11 protein-coding genes and 4 tRNA genes are annotated in these 19,403 nt (G+C 26.7%); 1 reads left to right on the top strand and 14 read right to left on the bottom strand.

What is annotated here, in order from left to right; translation table 11 throughout:
• Position 1: 1 nt before the first annotated feature.
• Positions 2-955 carry a 3'-5' exoribonuclease YhaM family protein gene (locus AALI31_RS07775; RefSeq protein ID WP_489885955.1) on the bottom strand — a complete coding sequence of 318 codons (954 nt, stop codon included), beginning with the start codon at positions 953-955 and terminating at the stop codon, positions 2-4.
• Between the two features lie 116 nt (positions 956-1,071).
• Here AALI31_RS07775 and AALI31_RS07770 point away from each other — a divergent pair, with 116 nt between their 5' ends.
• Positions 1,072-2,229: a CCA tRNA nucleotidyltransferase gene (locus AALI31_RS07770; protein ID WP_489885954.1), complete on the top strand. Its 1,158-nt coding sequence runs from the start codon at positions 1,072-1,074 to the stop codon at positions 2,227-2,229.
• Here the strand turns inward: AALI31_RS07770 and addA are convergent.
• From addA to recF, 13 genes are all read right to left on the bottom strand, one after another.
• Complete coding sequence (addA, locus tag AALI31_RS07765) at positions 2,219-5,827, bottom strand: helicase-exonuclease AddAB subunit AddA (RefSeq protein WP_489885953.1); 3,609 nt, start codon at positions 5,825-5,827, stop codon at positions 2,219-2,221. The two genes, AALI31_RS07770 and addA, sit on opposite strands and share 11 nt — an antisense overlap.
• Positions 5,802-9,200, bottom strand: a complete 3,399-nt coding sequence (locus tag AALI31_RS07760) for a PD-(D/E)XK nuclease family protein (RefSeq protein WP_489885952.1) — start codon at positions 9,198-9,200, stop codon at positions 5,802-5,804. The genes addA and AALI31_RS07760 overlap by 26 nt, the downstream gene beginning before the upstream one ends.
• A 63-nt stretch (positions 9,201-9,263) precedes the next feature.
• Positions 9,264-9,354, bottom strand: a tRNA-Ser gene (locus tag AALI31_RS07755).
• Positions 9,355-9,373: 19 nt separating this feature from the next.
• Positions 9,374-9,464 (bottom strand) — tRNA-Ser (locus tag AALI31_RS07750).
• A gap of 49 nt (positions 9,465-9,513) precedes the next feature.
• Positions 9,514-11,127 (bottom strand): hypothetical protein, encoded by a 1,614-nt coding sequence (locus AALI31_RS07745; protein ID WP_489885951.1) that lies wholly within the window; start codon positions 11,125-11,127, stop codon positions 9,514-9,516.
• A gap of 32 nt (positions 11,128-11,159) precedes the next feature.
• Positions 11,160-12,458 carry a serine--tRNA ligase gene (serS, locus tag AALI31_RS07740; protein WP_489885950.1) on the bottom strand — a complete coding sequence of 433 codons (1,299 nt, stop codon included), beginning with the start codon at positions 12,456-12,458 and terminating at the stop codon, positions 11,160-11,162.
• Between the two features lie 324 nt (positions 12,459-12,782).
• Positions 12,783-13,256, bottom strand: a complete 474-nt coding sequence (locus AALI31_RS07735; protein ID WP_489885949.1) for an HD domain-containing protein — start codon at positions 13,254-13,256, stop codon at positions 12,783-12,785.
• Between the two features lie 136 nt (positions 13,257-13,392).
• Positions 13,393-13,468, bottom strand: a tRNA-Ala gene (locus tag AALI31_RS07730).
• Between the two features lies 1 nt (position 13,469).
• Positions 13,470-13,546, bottom strand: a tRNA-Ile gene (locus AALI31_RS07725).
• Between the two features lie 61 nt (positions 13,547-13,607).
• Positions 13,608-16,037, bottom strand: coding sequence for a DNA gyrase subunit A (gyrA, locus tag AALI31_RS07720; RefSeq protein ID WP_489885948.1), 2,430 nt, complete (start codon positions 16,035-16,037; stop codon positions 13,608-13,610).
• 13 nt (positions 16,038-16,050) lie between these two features.
• Entirely contained in the window at positions 16,051-17,958 is a 1,908-nt protein-coding gene (gene gyrB, locus AALI31_RS07715; RefSeq protein ID WP_489885947.1) for a DNA topoisomerase (ATP-hydrolyzing) subunit B, read from the bottom strand.
• Between the two features lie 31 nt (positions 17,959-17,989).
• A complete protein-coding gene (remB, locus tag AALI31_RS07710; RefSeq protein WP_489885946.1) occupies positions 17,990-18,241 on the bottom strand; it encodes an extracellular matrix regulator RemB in 252 nt (83 codons plus the stop codon).
• A gap of 13 nt (positions 18,242-18,254) precedes the next feature.
• A complete protein-coding gene (gene recF, locus AALI31_RS07705; RefSeq protein ID WP_489885945.1) occupies positions 18,255-19,376 on the bottom strand; it encodes a DNA replication/repair protein RecF in 1,122 nt (373 codons plus the stop codon).
• Between the last annotated feature and the right edge of the window lie 27 nt (positions 19,377-19,403).

Raw genomic sequence — 19,403 nt, 5'->3', positions numbered from 1 at the left:
ATTAAATTTTTGGTTTATATATCTTCCTATTATTAAGTGAAAAAATTCTTTCAGAAAAGGCACCCTCATCCATAATATCTAAATTCTTTTTCATATCATACATTCTAGCATCTATCACATCTATATAATGGAGCAATTCCGCCTCAATTATCATGGGTTTAATTGGACTTCCGTATTCTGGTTCATAATGATGAGACAATATCATATGTTCAAGCAACATCTTTATCTCATTTGACGCATTAACTTTATTTGATATGCGATCTACTAGAATTATCCCTTGTATTAAATGCGATAGCATCTGACCTTCAACTGTATATGTACTAACTATTCCTAACTCATTTGAATGCATTTCCTCAGTTTTTTGTATATCGTGTAGGATTATTCCGGCAAATAACAATTCCTTATTTACAATAGGGTATAATTTAGCTATACTATCACCAAGTCTTATCATACTTAAAATGTGATATAAGAGTCCAGATTTTATGGAATGGTGATTGCTCTTAGCTGCAGGATAATATAAAAGTTTCTCTTTTTTTATATTAAGTATTTCGATCAAAATATTTCTTATGTCACAATTCTTAAACTCAGAGACAATATCATAAATCTCATTAAACATCTCCAAAGGATCGATAGGAGCACATTGAATGTAATCAGAAACTTCCACGCTATTCTCATCGAATTTATTAGATATACTTTCTAATTTAAGTTGTTTAGTATTTTGCCAATTTAAAATATATCCCTTTACACTAACTAAAGTATTTTCTACAAAATTATTGTTATAATCATCTTTTAAATCCCAAAGTTTTGCATTTATATCCCCAGTTTTATCAGAAAGAGTAATATCTAAATATCGTTTATTATTAAAATTTGTAGTTTTAATAACTATACTTTTTACAAGATACACCCCATTTATCCTCTGACCTATTTTAAAATCCTTTATACTAACATAACCCAATATCAACCACCTCAAATTATGTAATAATACCACCTTAAATCATTTTATATAAAAATGAAAGGAATTACAATTAAATAATAAGTATGGGTATTTTTTTTCCTAAAACTTTAACAAAGTTGATAAAAATTTTTAGAGATAACAATTTTGAATGTTATGTAGTCGGTGGAGCTGTTAGAGATATTATAATGGGAATTATTCCAAACGAATTCGATATATGCACAAATGCTCTTACAACAGATATTAAACATATATTTAAAATTTTTAGGGATGAGCAAACTCATCTTGGATGTATAAAAATATTTTTCGAGGATACTTGGTTTGAAGTAACGACTTTTAGAGTTGAAAGTGACTATAAGAACTTCAGACATCCAGAGTTTGTAAAATTCGTAGATAGCTATAAAATCGATGCAATGAGAAGGGATTTCACAATTAATTCTATATACTCAAATGGAGTTTCACTATTGGATCCGTTAAATGGAATAGAAGATATAAATAAAAAACTTTTAAGACTAATAGGTAATAAACATTCAAAATTTTATGAAGATCCATTAAGAATTCTTAGGTGTTTAAATTTTAAATCTAAATTTAACTTCAAAATAGAATTTTCTACTCTTATTTCATTAAAAAATAACTTTCACATGATAAAATACCTAAGCAAATATAGATTACACTCTGAGTTAAATAAAATTTTTGAAAATAGATATTCTCATAAATGTATTAAATTTTTCCAATTATTAAATGGATTTCAAATAATATTTCACAGGGATTTTAAAATTTATAATTTTAATACTGCTCTAACATTATCAAATAAATTCCATATAAAACTCTTTTGCATGTTATACTTTCACTCAAATGTTGAAAAAACTATAATACCTGATTTATTAAAAGATAAATTGAATTTTAATAGATCTGAACTTCGTGAAATAAAATCAATCTTTAAAATTTTGTATATAAATAATTTTAATAATTCAAACGTATTTATCAAAAACCTAATTTTCAATTATGGATACGATTTATCATTTACAGTTTTAAACATACTTAATGTTTATTATGGACCCTCGTTCAAAAATATTTTACGTAAATTTTTTAAAATTAAATGGTCATATGAGCCAATTAAAATTTCTCATTTAAATATAACTCTGGGTAAATCTCTAGAAAACAAAAAAAATATTACTAAGTACAACAAATACTTAGTAACAATTTTACATATAAACCCTAAACTAAATAGAAAACGCATATTATTACACTTGATAAAAACTAAATTTAAACTCTAATTCCTTCCGATAAATCGAAAGAATATACATACTTTTCACTAACTTTGATATTAAATATTTTCTCAAGAGCAACTTTGTAATAATAAAGTTGTTCTTTGTATTTTTTTAAAACATTATCACTATCAGTAAATGACATTTTATCTGTTTTATAATCAACTAATATAATTTTATTATTTTCGAAAAAAAACAAATCTATTATTCCTTGTATCCTTATACTTTCATGGTCACATATTTTACTTACTTTATGTTTAATCAAAAATTCAAATTCTCTATAAATTTTCTCCCTTCGACTAACAGCTCTTAAAACCTTAGTCCCAATACTGCTGTTAAAAAACTCTAATATCTTATATTTGCTTAAGTGATTGAGATCTTCAACCTCTAAGATATTTAATTTCAACATTCTATGTATCTCTTTATCTATATAATCAATGTCTATATTAAAATTTAATTCTATATTCTGCATAAATGAATGATATAAATTTCCAATATCTAATCTACTGTAAATCTTATTTTTATTTTCGCTTAATAAATCAGGTTTTTTAAATATTATTTTATCATCACCTGTATTATTATAAATTAAAATCTTTGAAACTGAAATATTATTAGGTACATCTATACTATCCTTAAACTTATAATTAAAATTTATAATTTTATCTATATAATCTATATATCTACCAGTATTTAGAATTTTCTCTAGGTCATTTATATGTTTTCCATTATGTTTACCATCTTGCTTATCAACAAGATCATTGTAATTAAAAATATCAATATACAAACTACATTCATCAGTTGTTACAATATTATTGATATCATAATTATCACAATTATTTCTAAAATATTCACCGTCAACGTGCCTCATTAAACAATTACCTATAAAATCCAAATAGCTCCTACACTTGGTAATATCCGAAATCCTTTCAAAGAATTTCCTATCTTTACAAATTCCAATTATGAATAATTTATCCTTAGCTCTGGTAAGAGCAACATACAAAATTCTCAATTCCTCCGAAATAATATGTTTCCTAATCTTTTTCTTTATGGCAACCTTTATCAAACTTTGAGTCTCTAAGTTTTTATCATAATCTATATGGTTTATACCTATTCCAAAATCATCATCTAGTACAATTGATGAATTTATGTTTCTCATATTAAATGCTCCTGAGGTATTGCATAAAATCACAACTGGAAATTCAAGTCCCTTACTTTTATGAATACTCATAATTCTAACAACATTATCATTTTTTGATATATTCTTAGGAACCAAAATATCATCTCCGGATTTTTTAGAATTTTTTAGATATTCTATAAAATTAAACAATCCTGAAAAATTAGATAATCTAAATTCCTTGGCTTTATCAAATATAAACATTAAATTATTCTGCCTCTTTGCTCCATCATCCATAGTAGAAACGCAGAAATAATAGTTCGTGCTACTATATAGAAACCAAATAAAATCATCAATTTTCATAAAAATAGACTTTTTCCTATACAAATCTAACTTTTCTAAAAAATCTTTACATTTACTACTAAATTTATTAAACTCATCAATATTCAAATAAAAATCCTCATTTAAATACACATCTTTATTGTTATCATCCAAGTTAGTTATTGCACATACTCTTTTAATATTATTGTATAAATACTCATCCTTACCTGTAATTCTTAGATATGCAAGGTCATTATCAGAAAAATCAAATATATCACTTCTTAAAACAGTCAAAATATCAATGTCATCTAGAGGATTATCGATTATCTTAAGTAGACTTATAACAACAATCACTTCTATGGAATCAAAAAATGTATCGCCACCATCAAAATAAACTGGTATATTATTCTTTGTCAAAATTTTCTCTAAAACTAAGGATTTATCGGAAGCCCTAACATTTCTCATTAGAATGACAATGTCCCTATAATCAATCTGCCTGTATTGATTCAACTCTTTATCGAAGATTTTATGTATATTTCCACTATTACAATTTACCATTTTTTTTATATAATTCACAATTAGGTTACATTCACTTTCATCTAATTCCAAGTTCTCTTCACTTTCATCAGCACATTTAGAATTTTTATCAATAATTCCTATTCTTATTTCTCCAGGATACATATCCTCAAATTCACTATTCCCCATATAACTTAAATATTCATCACTTGTATATACTAAATTTGATACTTCAGATACCATAATATTCTTAAAAATGAAATTTATAAAATCTATTATCTGTTTCTTACTCCTATAATTGTCATATAGAAGTATCTTATTTTCAAATTTATCCACCTTATCTAATGATGTAACAGTATTATATAATTTATATTTTTCATAAAATAAATCAATCTTAGTACCTCTAAAAGAATATATACTCTGTTTAATATCTCCAACCATAAATACATTAGGAGAATCTTCTCTCTTTATCTTGCTCACCAAACATTCCTGTATATAATTAGTATCTTGGTATTCATCTATAAAAATATATTTAAACTTTTTCTTTAACTTTTTACATACAAATTCATCTTCAAGTAATTTTAAAGCAAGATGTTCCATATCGTTAAAATCTATTAAATTTTGACTTCGTTTTACCAAATCAAATCTATCTTTAAACTTGAAAACAACATCCAACAAGATATTTATAGTTGGATGCAAATTTCTAATATTTTCTATTACTTCTTCCTGTGTTTTGAAAAACACCTTCTTTTTGAGATCATCTAAAAATTTTTTAAATTTTCCTCTAATAATTTTATATTTTTCAAAATCTTTACTAGTATTTTTAGGAAATCTTAAAAATTTAAACGCATTTAGGAATTTTCTACACTGCTCATATCCATCTTTTAAAGTATAAATAAACTTTTCTAAAACCTCTAAATCGTTCAATATAATCTCATCTTCTATGATATCCAAAACAACTCTAGATTTAAAATTAATTATAGATTCCTTTATATTCAGAGATTCAAATATGTATTCTTTCCTTAAATATGATCCCCATTCAGTATTAAATATTTCATTACCAATATCAAGTGTATAAATACCCAATATATGCTCTTTAAATTTATCTATATTTGGTTTATTCAGAATAAAATTGTAAATTTGAATTATAATTTCTCTTAATCCATCATCAAAATATTTACCACCATACTTATTTACTATGGATATAAACTCCTGATTATTTTCATTATAATAGTTCATAAATACATCTTCGATAACTTCGTTGATTATAATTTTTCTCTGACTATCTTTCAAGATTTTTAAATTTTGATCCAAATCTAGCCTATAATAATTATTTTTAAGTATATCGTAACAAAACGAGTGAAAAGTTTGAATATTAGAACACGAAGATAAAAAAATCTGTTGCTCTAAATAGTCTTTATTTTCATCATTCATCTTCAACTCGATAGCTTTTAAAATTCTTTCAGTCATCTCTGAAGCAGCAGCATTTGTAAATGTAATAATTAAAAGCTCATCGATAGAAACATTATAATTCAATATCAAGTTTACTATTCTTTCAGTCAATACAGCGGTTTTTCCAGAACCTGCAGAAGCTGATACCAATAAATTACCTCTAACAAGATTAATAACGTTATTTTGACTCAAACTCCATTTCACAACTTGATCCCCTTTTTATTAAATTGAAAAACTCATCCTTACGCAGGTCAATTACTACCCTAAACTTATTAATATCTTTTGAAAATTTACATACTCCAATATAGTCACAATTTAGGCATTTATTAGAAAATTTGTTATCAAGAACAGGATAAACATCTATATTTCCTTGAAAAATCTCCCTTAATTTACATTTTATAGAATAATCCACAAAATTTAAAATATCATTAAATTCACTTTCATTTAACAATCTATCTGAAGAATCATTTTTATAAAATGATCTATCTTTTTTTAACTTAATAGGTAAAATATTAGATGATAAATTTCTAAGTAAATTTTTATCAATTAAGGATAATACTTTTATATCACTTGTAAAAATACCTTCATATCTATAATTTTTACAAACTTCTTTTAACAAATCTAATTCGTCCTTATCCTTTATATTCCGGCTATGTAGTGTAAAATAAAATATACCACATGGAATAATATTTTCATCATAAAAATCATTACAAATTTTCATTATGTACTTCATGTAAGCTATAGTCTGTATATTTAAATTTTGATATACTTTTCCATAATCAAATATCTTAACACCTGACTTATAGTCAACTATATTTATAAATATATTGTTTTTTACCTTACAAAAATCAACTCTATCTATTTTACCTGAAAACTGTACTTTTCTATTTTCAGAAATCTTTATTTCAATTTTTGAATTCTCATTTCCAATCTCAAATTCATAAAATTTATGAAAAAATTCAGATTCGCTACTATGTTTAGCAACAAAAATTATAGAGTTACTAACTATTTTTTTAATTTTATTTCCAAAAACCCTAAATTTCAAACTACTGTTTACTATATAATTTAAATTGTTATCACAAAAAATATTCTTTTTAAAATATGAATCTATAATTTCTATTATATCTAAATCACATATATTTTTAAAATCGTATGAGGTACTTATACTTTTACATATCTTCTCCATTAAAAAATGTACAAGATTACCACAATCCATAACATCAAATGAATAAATCTTTCTTTTATTTGCCTTAATTAAATAATCAATAAAATATTTAAATGGACATTTGGAATATGTTTCTATTGCTGAAATGGAAAATTTCATATTTTTATATACATAATCAACTACATTCTGACTTAAATTTGTACAGTAATTTGTTTCATTTATTTTTTTTAAAAATAAATTTATATATTTTCTGTATTTTTTATCATTACCATAAAATTTACATACATCTAAAAAGATTTCATTAAATTCTAGATTATCCCTCATTTTTAAAAATATATTATTCAAAGTCTCTCTTTCAGAAGATATATCATTTAAACTAAACTCCCTAAAGATATTACTATTATTTTTTTCAATAATTTGGGGAAATATTTTCTTTATTCTAGAAATTATTATAGATGGACTGAGAGAAGTCCCATCCATACTTGAAATTGGATAACTAATATACAAAAATTCAGTTGGAATATTAAGAGATGAATAAGTTAAATATCTTTCAGACGAGTTTTTATCCATGTTAGTACCTGGTAACTCTAACCCTATATAATTAAAATACTGTTTTTCGAAGTCGCTTAATAGCCCTTCCGTTTTATGAATTTTGGGGAAATTTGTTGATGTACAACATATGACAAATAAAGCCTTATACCTTCCAACCATCAAACGCGTAACATCTCCTATAATTACCTCATCCAATCTCATCGGAACCTGTGATATTTCAATCTTTAAAAAAGAACTGGTTAAAATTTCTCCAAAATCTGAAAAACTTATAATTTCATCTTTAAAAATATCATTCATTTCATCAAAAATAGTAAATATGGCATTTACAGTCTGGTTTATCTGATCCACATATGCAAAATGACCCTCATTTCTAAAATCGTTACAAATATCTTTAATTTTTTCAAGTACAGAATTTTCATCAAGAAATTCACAAATTTTAACTATGAAGTAACTCACGCTATGATCTTCTTTAACATAAGAAAACAGTTTAATCAAAGGAACAACTATCTTAATTCTCAATTCTTCAATATATTCGATATCAATATTTAAATTATTTCTTCTACCTGACATAGCATATTTTATCTTACTACTTTCAGTAAATTTTTTTGTCCATTTATATCCATTTATACCATTTTCTATTGCAAAGTTTTCAAGAAGAAAAATATCTTCTTTATCAATATTTACTAAGCCACTTTTCATATATTTAAATAAAGAGCCATAAGAAAAGTTGTAATTAAATATATCAAATATTGAAGTTAAAAATATTACAAAAATATTAGATCTAATATCATTTTTTTTGTCAATAAAATATGGAATTTTAAATTCCTCAAAATAAACTTTTATAAAACTTTCATAGTATTCAATATCCCTGCATATAACTCCAATTTCTCTATATCTATACCCCTTCTCCAAAATAAGATTTCTTATTTCTTTACAAAGCTCTTCGACTTCATGAAAATTATTTATACATTTATTTATACATATATTTATACAAGGTTTATTATAAACTTGATATTTATATTTAAGATAATTATCATCTAAATGTTTTAATTCAATATTTTTAGCTGAATTATCTAAAAAAATATCTTCTATATCAAAGCATCCTTTTTCAAATAGTATATTTAAAACTTTATTTTTTATATTTCTAGTATGAGAATATATTAAATTATTGCTATTATCAAAAGTCAGAGATAAATTCACTTCACTTGCTCTATTTAAAATTATTTTTAAAAACTCATATTGATGGTATGTTAAAATTTCAAATCCATCTATGTAAAATTTATAACCATTGAATATTTCCTTATTATTTTTTATTATGGAATTAGCTATAGTCATATCATCAAGAGGATCTAAATATTTTTGGTTGATAAAACTCTCATATCTATCATTTATAGTAATAAAATCTTTAAGCTTTCTATAAAATTCATTATTCTTATCTAACCTACATAATATCTTTTCAATATCTGAGTATTTAACATTAAAACTTTTAAAATCTATTAAAACAGATAATATGTCATCAGAAAGATTCATCCAATTTTTCGATTTAAAATAAACCAACTCTTTTTCAACACTTTTAAGCACGTAATTTATTAATAAATTTTTTCCAATATCAGATATTCTTTGTAATTTAAATTTCTTATATTTATTCAATATCTTAGAAGTTAATTTCTTAAAATCCATAATCTCAACTCTTAAGAATATTTGTTCTCCAAAATAGTTAATTAATCTATTCTCAATATCAAAAGTACTATGACTTGGCACAAAAATTACAATATTACTTTGAATACTATTTTTAATATCATCAAAAATATAATTTGTTTTCCCATACCCTTTTTTTGAGTGAATAAACCTAAACTTCAATTTTATATTCTCCTTTAAATCATAAAAAAAGCACCTAGCTATCAAAGTAACTAGGTACTAACGTGGCGGAGAAAGAGGGATTTGAACCCTCGCATCGGTTTCCCGACCTACGCCCTTAGCAGGGGCGCCTCTTCAACCACTTGAGTATTTCTCCAAAATTTCAATACAAACAATGGCGGAGAGAGTGGGATTCGAACCCACGGTACGCTATCAACGCACGCCGGTTTTCAAGACCGGTGCCTTAAACCACTCGACCATCTCTCCGCATCTACATCAAGAATTATATCAATATTATGCATACTTGTCAATTTTTTTATTCATTATTAATCAAACTTTTTATCTTAGATATATAGCTCTCCTTGAAAAAATTATCTCTATATTGACTTCTGTAATATTTCTGTTTTTCTATTGATATTAGTGAAAATTTAAGCTGGTAGGTAACAATATCTACAAATCTATCTTTTAATGTAGAACTTCCACTATTTAAAATATCATTAACTAAATTAGTATACACCCCTCTAAAATAATCACTAAAAATATTATCTAATACCTCTTGATTTAAAGCGAATTTCCTCAAAGAATCCAAGTCATTTATTTCATCATATAAAAATCCATAATACCCTGGTGAATATTTTATCCTTTCATTACTTTCATCAATAATCTCAATCTCACCATAAGTATTTCTCATTTTTTCCAATTGCAACTCATCTACAACTACAAAATGATTCTGCAATTCAACTATCATATCATTTTTCTTTATATAATCAATGTTATGATCCTCAATTATGGTATTGACCAATTCTTCATAAACATCTTTATATCTCTCAGGTATATTATAAAGCAAATCATCTTCATAAAATGCAAGTGCATACAAATCGGCTGGATAATTAAATTTCCTAAATAAAAAGTCATGTTTTATTCTGTACGTTTTCCTATTATCTCCCACAATATTTAAATTTTTTACTCTCTCTATTCTTAAAGCGAAATCCTCCCTCAAAGTAGGCTTGTATTTAGAATATAGTATCTGTTTTAAACAAATAATCTTATCCTTTATAGAGAATTTATGATTATCTAATATATTAAAAACTTCTTTAACATACTGTCTATATAGATCTCCAGATATCTCTTGAAGTATATAATCATGAAAAGCAAAATCAATCAATTCTTCCTCATTTTTTATACTGTTGTACAAATATCCATAATCATCACCTTTGTAAGTGTAGTAAGAAACATTAGAAATTAAATAATCATTTTCATTGAATTCATTTGCATAGTATATCTCGTCTCTAAACTTAATAACAAAATCATTAGCCTTAGTCCTATATACTCTAACCTTTAAGTAAATATCTTCATAGTTCTTATTTACTAATCTCATCTCATATGCAAACTCTGATAAATCATGCTTTATACCGTTATAAATTCTACTATCTAAATTCGTATTTAAAACTATGTCCTTAATAATTGACATTTCATTATCTGATAAATTAATTTCCTTAGCCTCAAGACCATTAGTGGACATTTCCTTAACATAAGTATCAAATTTAAACGTACCTAGAAATCCATCAAAATAATCTTCTCTCACATACAATCCACCATATATGTACACCTCTTCGGGATTTTGATATTCCTGAAACTGATCTATATAAATTAGCCTATCTTTATCTATACTATAAATATTTATATTGTCCTTAAAATAATTATTTCTATTTAAAAACGCAATGTTTTCATAATTACTTGTATCTATATCATTAAAACTGAAATCATCATTATAAACTTTTATGTACCTATCATCTCCAACTCTTATTATACCTTTATCATACGAATAAACTCTTTTTGTAAGATTTTCAAAATTATAAAAAATCGATATAACAATAAATAAAATAGGTATAGCAATAATTATAAAAACATTTTTTAAAGAAGCCTTCATCTGATGTTAACCCTCCACAAATATACGAAAAATTATTTGGCATTAGGTCTCAAAATTTCTAATCCTCCAAAATAATTCCTTAAAACCTGTGGCAAAACTACACTTCCATCCTCTCTTTGGAAATTTTCAAGTATAGCCGCAAATGTCCTACCAACAGCAAGCCCTGATCCATTCAATGTATGTACAAATTTAAGTGAAGAATCGACGTCACTTCTATACCTTATATTACATCTTCTTCCTTGGAAACTCTCAAAATTGCTACAACTAGATATCTCAACATATCTTCCATAACTTGGCATCCAAACTTCTATATCGTATTTAAATGCCTGAGAAAATCCCAAATCTCCTTTACATACCTTAACAACTCTATATGGTATATTTAAATCTCTTAATAAACCCTCCGCATCATTTAATAATTTTTCTAATTCCAAATATGAGTTTTCCTCCGTACAAAACTTTACTAACTCCACTTTATTAAATTGATGTTGCCTTATAAGTCCTCTAGTATCCCGTCCAGCTGATCCAGCCTCGGACCTAAAACATGCACTATAAGCCACAAATTTTAAAACTTTGCTATCTTTCCCAAAATTTATTATTTCATTTCTATAAAAATTAGTTATTGGAATTTCAGCTGTTGGTATCAGTAAATAATTACTTCCCTTAATTGAGAAAGCATCATTTTCAAATTTTGGTAACTGTGCAGTACCCGTAAAGCTTTCTCTATTTGCTAAAAACGGAGGAAAAATTTCAGTATATCCGTTTTCTTGGGTGTGTTTATCTAAAAAATAATTTATAAGCGACCTTTCAAGCCTAGCACCCAATCCTTTATAAAATACAAACCTGGAACCAGTAACCTTAGAACTCCTCTCAAAATCTAAAATATCTAAATTTTTAGCAATATCCCAATGTGGTCTGACCTCAAAATTAAATTCTTTTATATTCCCCCATTTTCTTATTTCTACATTAAAATCATCATCATTACCCTCTGGAACATCCTCATGAGGCAAATTAGGTATCCTTAACATTATGTAATCAATTTTTTCATCTAAACCATAAATTTCATTATCTATGTTTTTAATTTTTTCTCCAACATCCCTCATTTTTTTTAATAAATGCTCAACATCTTCATTATTCTTTTTAAGAGAAGGTATTAAAGCTGATGTTTCGTTCCTTTCTTTTTTGAGAGTTTCGACTTCCAAGATCATCTCTTTTTTAGCATTATAAAGGTTAACTAAATCATCAATCATTTTTAAAGAAAAGTCTTCTCCTCTATTCGTTAATTTTTTTTTGACCAATTCCTTATTAAATAAAATAAATTTCAAATCTAACATATAAACTACCTCCACTTAAGTTAAATATTTTTTTTAAATACCACCTAATATATTTGCTAATAGCATTGAATTATCCATTCAAAGTGTAAATCTAAGTAAATTTAAAAACCACCAATGAATAAAACCCACTACTTAAATGTGTATACAATTAATTATTTTACAAAAATATACTACTAAATAATCTACACTTTATAGCATAAATTTATACATAACATGATATTTTATGGAACATACAATAACGTATTATTTATGCAATACATCAAAAGATACTAGATTAACAAAATCTAGTATCTTTAATTATTCATTATGCCACTGACCTAACTTTTAACATATATCATCACAATATTTCAAAAGTCTAATATATTTGTTATTTACAATACATCTCTCCGAATGATGATACTTTATAGAATTCAAAACTTCAAAAGAATAATCAAACTCCCTAAGCATATCAAAACTATACCTAGAATGATTAAAATATTTAACTATCCTTTCTCTATTTATAAAAAACACAACTTTTCTAAACAACTTTTTACGAGAAATTAACACAACGATAGGTTTTACAAACATATTTATCTTAGAAAAACTCTTTCCAATATCGTGTAGCAAACACATTTTAACTGCAATTTCTAGCTCATCATTACATATATTAAAATCTTTAAACACTTCAAGACACTTTTTCGCTACCCTTATTGAATGTTGCTTTTCTGTCTTCAAAAGCTCGTTAAAACACAACAGCTCTCTATCGTTTAAATAACTTCCAATAAAATCCACATCAACTCTTCTAAAAAAGCTTAACATATATATAAAAAATTGTTTTATCCTATACAAATACTCACTCTACCTTACAAACACAAACTAATATTCGTGTATAACCAAACTTTAATAATTCCAAAACACAAGGGGCATATGTCTCAAAACACATACCCCTACAATGTGGTGGAGATAAAGGGACTCGAACCCTTGACCCCCTGCGTGCAAGGCAGATGCTCTCCCAACTGAGCTATACCCCCATGGTGGATCTTCAGGGACTCGAACCCCGGACCGACCGGTTATGAGCCGGTTGCTCTAACCAACTGAGCTAAAGATCCAAATAATAAACAACCTACAGTGTCAATTATAATACATTAAATGTAAGTTGTCAATAGTATTTTAATATTTTATCTTACCTACCGCTATCACTTTTTCATTATTACCAGTTTTCATTAATTTAACACCAAGTGAACTTCTACCAATTTTAGATACATCTTCAGCCTTTATTCTTATACCTACTCCATTCGAGTTAACCAGCATTATATCATTACATTCGTTTACAACTGTAGCACACGATACTCTACCAGTTTTTTCGGTAACTTTATATGTCTTTATACCCTTACCACCTCTATTTTGAATGGGGTAGAATTTTAGATTAGTTCTTTTACCATACCCATTTTCACTTATAATCATCAAATCTTCACCCTCAGTTGCAATGTCCATAGCAACCAAAGAATCATTACTTCTCAGTGTAATTGCCTTAACTCCAGTAGCAGTTCTCCCCATAGATCGTATGTTTTTTTCACTAAATATGACAGCATATCCTGCACTGGTGACCATAACAATATTAGCATCTCCCTTTGTCATCTTTGCATTTAAGAATTCATCTCCATCCTTAATTCCTATTGCAATTAATCCATTTTTTCTTATCTTTGAAAATTCAGATGATTTAGTCTTCTTTATTAACCCAAACTTTGTGGACATTAAAACATATCCATCTTGATCCAATGTTTCTAAACATAACACAACCTGTACTTTTTCATTTCCACCAAGCTGTATCAAATTAACTATATTTATTCCCTTTGCAATTCTGGAAGCATCAGGTATTTCGTAAGCCTTTATGCTATACACACGTCCTAAGTTTGTAAAAAATAGTAAATTATGATGAGTGGAGGTATAAAAAATATTTTTTATGAAGTCATTTTCTTTCATAGTCATAGTTTGCATTCCTCTACCTCCTCTTCTCTGACTAGAGTATGTATTTGAAGACATCCTTTTTATGTAACCATCATGAGTCAAAGTTATTACTATATCTTCTTTTTGAATTAAATCATCCTTTTCCATACACACTTCTGAAGACAGTGCATCTATGGTAGTTCTTCTATCATCACCATATTTATCTCTTATATATATTAATTCTCGTTTTATTAAATCTAATAAAACATTTTCATTGTCCAATATATCCCTTAATTCATAAATTAAATTAATTTTCTCGGATAGTTCTTCATCTATTTTATCTCTTTCAAGAGCCGTAAGCCTCCTTAACCTCATTTCTAATATCGAATTAGCTTGAATATCGGTTAAATTAAACTTATCCTTAAGACTATTCCTAGCAATTTCTGTAGTTTCAGAAGATTTTATTATGGAAATTATTTCATTTATGTTGTCCAGAGCAATTTTATATCCTTCAAGTATGTGTTTTCTATGCTCAGCTTTACTAAGATCATATGTAGTTCTCCTAGTAACTACATCCTTTTGATGAATTAGATAGAAATTTAAAATCTCTTTTAAATTTAAAACTTTAGGCTCATTTTCAACAAGTGCTAACATTATTACCCCAAAAGTATCCTGGAGCTTTGTTAATTTATAGAGCTGATTCAATAAAATTTGGGGATTTGAATCTTTTTTAAGTTCTATTACTATTCTCATACCATCTCTATCTGACTCATCTCTTAAATCACTTATACCTAATATTTTTTTATCTCTTATTAAATCTGCTATATGCTCTATTAACTTAGCCTTATTGACTTGATAAGGCAATTCTGTTACAATGATGGCGTTCTTGCCGTTAACCTCATCTATCAAAACCTTAGATCTGACTATTATCTTTCCTCTTCCAGTTTCATAGGCATCTCTTATTCCAGAATTCCCTACTATAACTCCCCCTAGAGGAAAATCAGGTCCCTTCACATATTTCATTAAATCTTGTATGTTTACATTATCGATCCCATTATCTATTATGTATACAATGCTATTTATTACCTCTATCAAATTGTGTGGAGGTATATTAGTAGCCATTCCAACAGCTATACCAGATGATCCATTAACTAATAAATTTGGAAATCTACTTGGTAAAACTACAGGTTCCTTCTCAGATCCATCATAGTTATCCATAAAGTCTACTGTATCCTTGTTTATATCACCTATCATTTCAACAGTAATAGGACCTATTCTAGCTTCTGTGTAACGCATTGCGGCAGCAGAATCTCCATCTACAGATCCAAAATTACCATGGCCATCTACAAGAGGATTTCTCATGGAAAAATTTTGTGCCATACGTACAAGGGCATCATAAACAGAAGCATCACCATGAGGATGAAAATTAGCCAAAACGTCTCCTACAATCTTAGCACTCTTCCTGTATTGTTTATCTGGATATAAAGATAAACTATGCATTGAGTACAATATTCTTCTGTGTACAGGTTTCAACCCATCTCTAATATCAGGTAGAGCCCTCCCAACTATTACACTCATAGAATATTCCATATAGCACTTTTTCATCTCACTGCCTATATCTACAGGTATTATCTTTCCTTGATTATTTTCCATAACAATCTCCTAATCATATATCTAAGTTTATGACACTTTTGGCATTATTTTGGATAAAATCTCTTCTTGGTTCTACCCTATCTCCCATTAAAATTGAAAATATTTCATCTGCATAATTTGCATGCTCAATAGTTACTTTGAGTAAAGTTCTCGTTTTGGGATTCATAGTAGTATCCCATAGTTGATCTGGATTCATTTCACCTAGTCCCTTGTACCTTTGAACAATAACATTTTCTTTTCCTATTTCTAACAATTTTTTATTAAGCTCTTCTTCTAAATAACAATAATACATATTTTTACCACTTGTTATTTTATATAGAGGTGGTCTTGCAATATATACAAATCCATTTTCTATTACTTTAGGTACATATCTATACAAAAATGTTAAAAGTAAAGTTCTTATGTGGGAACCATCTACATCAGCATCTGTCATTATTATTATTCTATTATACCTTATTTTTTCCAAATCAAAATCATCTCCAATACCACATCCAAGAGCTGTTATCATGCATTTTATGGTATCAGATCCAAGTATTTTGTATATTCTTTGTTTCTCAACATTCATTATCTTACCCTTTAAGGGAAGAATAGCTTGAAATCTCCTATCTCTTCCCTGTTTTGCCGATCCACCAGCTGAATCTCCCTCAACTATATATATTTCACACTCTTCAGGATTTTTGGAAGAACAATCAGCAAGCTTTCCTGGTAAAGATGTTCTATCTAAAACTGATTTTCTTGTAATTTCACGTGCTTTTCTCGCAGCTTCACGGGCTTTATAAGCTAGAATTGCCTTATCACAGATTATTTTACCTATATTGGGATTCTCATTTAAAAACTCTGAAAAATATTTAAAAAATAAGTTATCTACTATACCCCTTACTTCAGTATTTCCTAGTTTGGTTTTTGTTTGACCTTCAAATTGAGGATTTGGCATTTTAACAGACAGCACACATACTATACCTTCTCTTACATCCTCCCCTGTTAAGTTTTTTATATCATCTTTTCCTTCTTTTACGTAGCTAAATCTTTTTGCATAATCATTAATACATCTAGTCATTGCAGTTTTAAAACCTATTAAATGAGTACCTCCCTCTTGAGTAAAAATATTATTTACATATGTCAAAATATTTTCATTATAAGCATCAGTATATTGTATAGCTATTTGGATATTAATATCGTTCTTGTTCATCTCAAAATATATAATTTCATCAAATAGAACCTGCTTGCTTTTACTTATGTGTTTTACAAATTCACCTATTCCTCCTCTGTAATAAAATTCCTCTTCTCTTTCGTTTTTTTTATCCATTAATTTGATTTTGATACCTGCATTTAAAAAAGCCAATTCTCTAAATCTTTGACCTAAAACTTCAAAATCGAATTCTAAGGTATCTTTAAAAATCTCATCATCTGGTAAAAAATACGTCTCAGTACCCGTATCAGTAGATTTACCTACTTTCTCCACATCTTTTATAGGTTTTCCTCTTTCATATTCTTGAAGATATATGAAACCATCTCTTTTCACCTTAACATAGCATCTTCTTGATAACGCATTTACTACAGATGCACCAACCCCATGTAATCCTCCCGAGATTTTATATCCATTTCCATCAAATTTTCCACCAGCATGTAGTACTGTCATAATAACTTCAAGAGTTGATTTTTTTAGTTTTGGATGCCGTCCAACTGGAATACCTCTTCCATTATCGCACACTGAAACAGAATTGTCCTCATTTATAACAATATCAACTTCGGTACAAAAACCAGCTAAAGATTCATCTATACTGTTATCTACAATTTCATAAACTAAATGATGCAATCCCTTTTTCGATGTATTACCTATGTACATTCCAGGTCTCTTTCTTACAGCTTCAAGACCTTCAAGAACCTCTATTTGACTTTCATCGTAATTATTACTTCCCAATCAAAATCCCTCCATATTACATACTTTAATTTTAAAATTCATAAATCCTCTTTATCAAAGTATTAGATGAAATCGGAGATAAAAATATTTTACTGTTCTTGTCAATTTCAGTTAATATCATAGATTTTCTCAAATTGTCACATAGATCAGACACAAAACCATCTTCATCAGATATTCTTAAAAAATCCCTACTATCTACACAACATAAAGTAGTATTAATAGAAAATATACCTATTATATCCTTAGTCCTAACACTCGTATCAAAACTTAATTGCAAATACATTTCAAAAACCTCCCTATAAAATTTTTCCATCTTCTACATCAAATATTTTAAATGAATTAAGTATTTTTTCCTGTAATTCAGTACACGTTATAAATGTTTGAGTATTATCAACAGAATTTAATATAAAATCTCTTCTACTTTTATCTAGTTCAGATAATATATCATCCAATAACAGTATAGGATGGTTATTAGTTAACTTTTTAATTATTTCAATTACTGCAAATTTTATTGAAATAACCGCACTACGCTGTTGTCCTTGAGATGAATAATTGTACATTTGCTTACCATTTAGGTACACTTTAAAATCATCCCTATGTATTCCTATGGTAGAAAATTTTTTTACTTTATCAATTTTTCTATTTTTTCTAAGTATATCAAGAATAATGTCAGTTATATTACAATCATTACAAAAACTTTTTAAGCTTCCGTGCAAGAAGTTTATATATTCTATATTAAGTTTTTCCCTAAAATTAGATATTCTTTCATGTAACTTATAAGATATATCTTTCAGGATATTTATGTATTCAATCCTTCTACATATTATAAAACTACTGTAAATGGAAATTTTTTCATCATAAATATCTAAAAGTGTCTCATCTATAGGATGTTTCTTTAGTAAAGAATTTTTCATATTGAGTAATTTATTATAACTAATTATGTATCTTAAATACTTATTATTAATCTGGGAAATACTCATATCTAAAAACTTTCTTCTAATTGGGGGAGACTCTTTTATTAATTTTAAATCTTCCGGAGAAAACATTATAGATTTAACATATCCTAAAAATTCTGATATTTTTAAAACTTTCATACTATTAACAAAAATTCTTTTTTTATTAATAGTATCTATAAATACTCCTACATTTAAATTTTTACTATTTTCCAAAATCAGGCTAGCATTTATATTAGTATTATCTTTATTAAATGTTATTAAATCTATATTTTTATTTGTTCTATGTGATTTTAAAAATGATAAAAAGTATATACTTTCAAGTATGTTGGTTTTACCTTGACCATTTTTCCCAATAAAAACATTTACGCTTTTGTTAAAACTTACATCTAAGGACTCATAATTTCTAAAATTTTTTAAACTTAATTTTTGTAAATACATAAATTCCTCAATAATAAATTTCAAAGTATTAAAATAGATTAGAAATATAAT

The organism is Anisomitus miae (SeqCode), assembly GCF_054906395.1.
The sequence above is the reverse complement of the archived record's forward strand: the minus strand, read 5'-3'. Positions and strand labels throughout refer to the sequence as shown.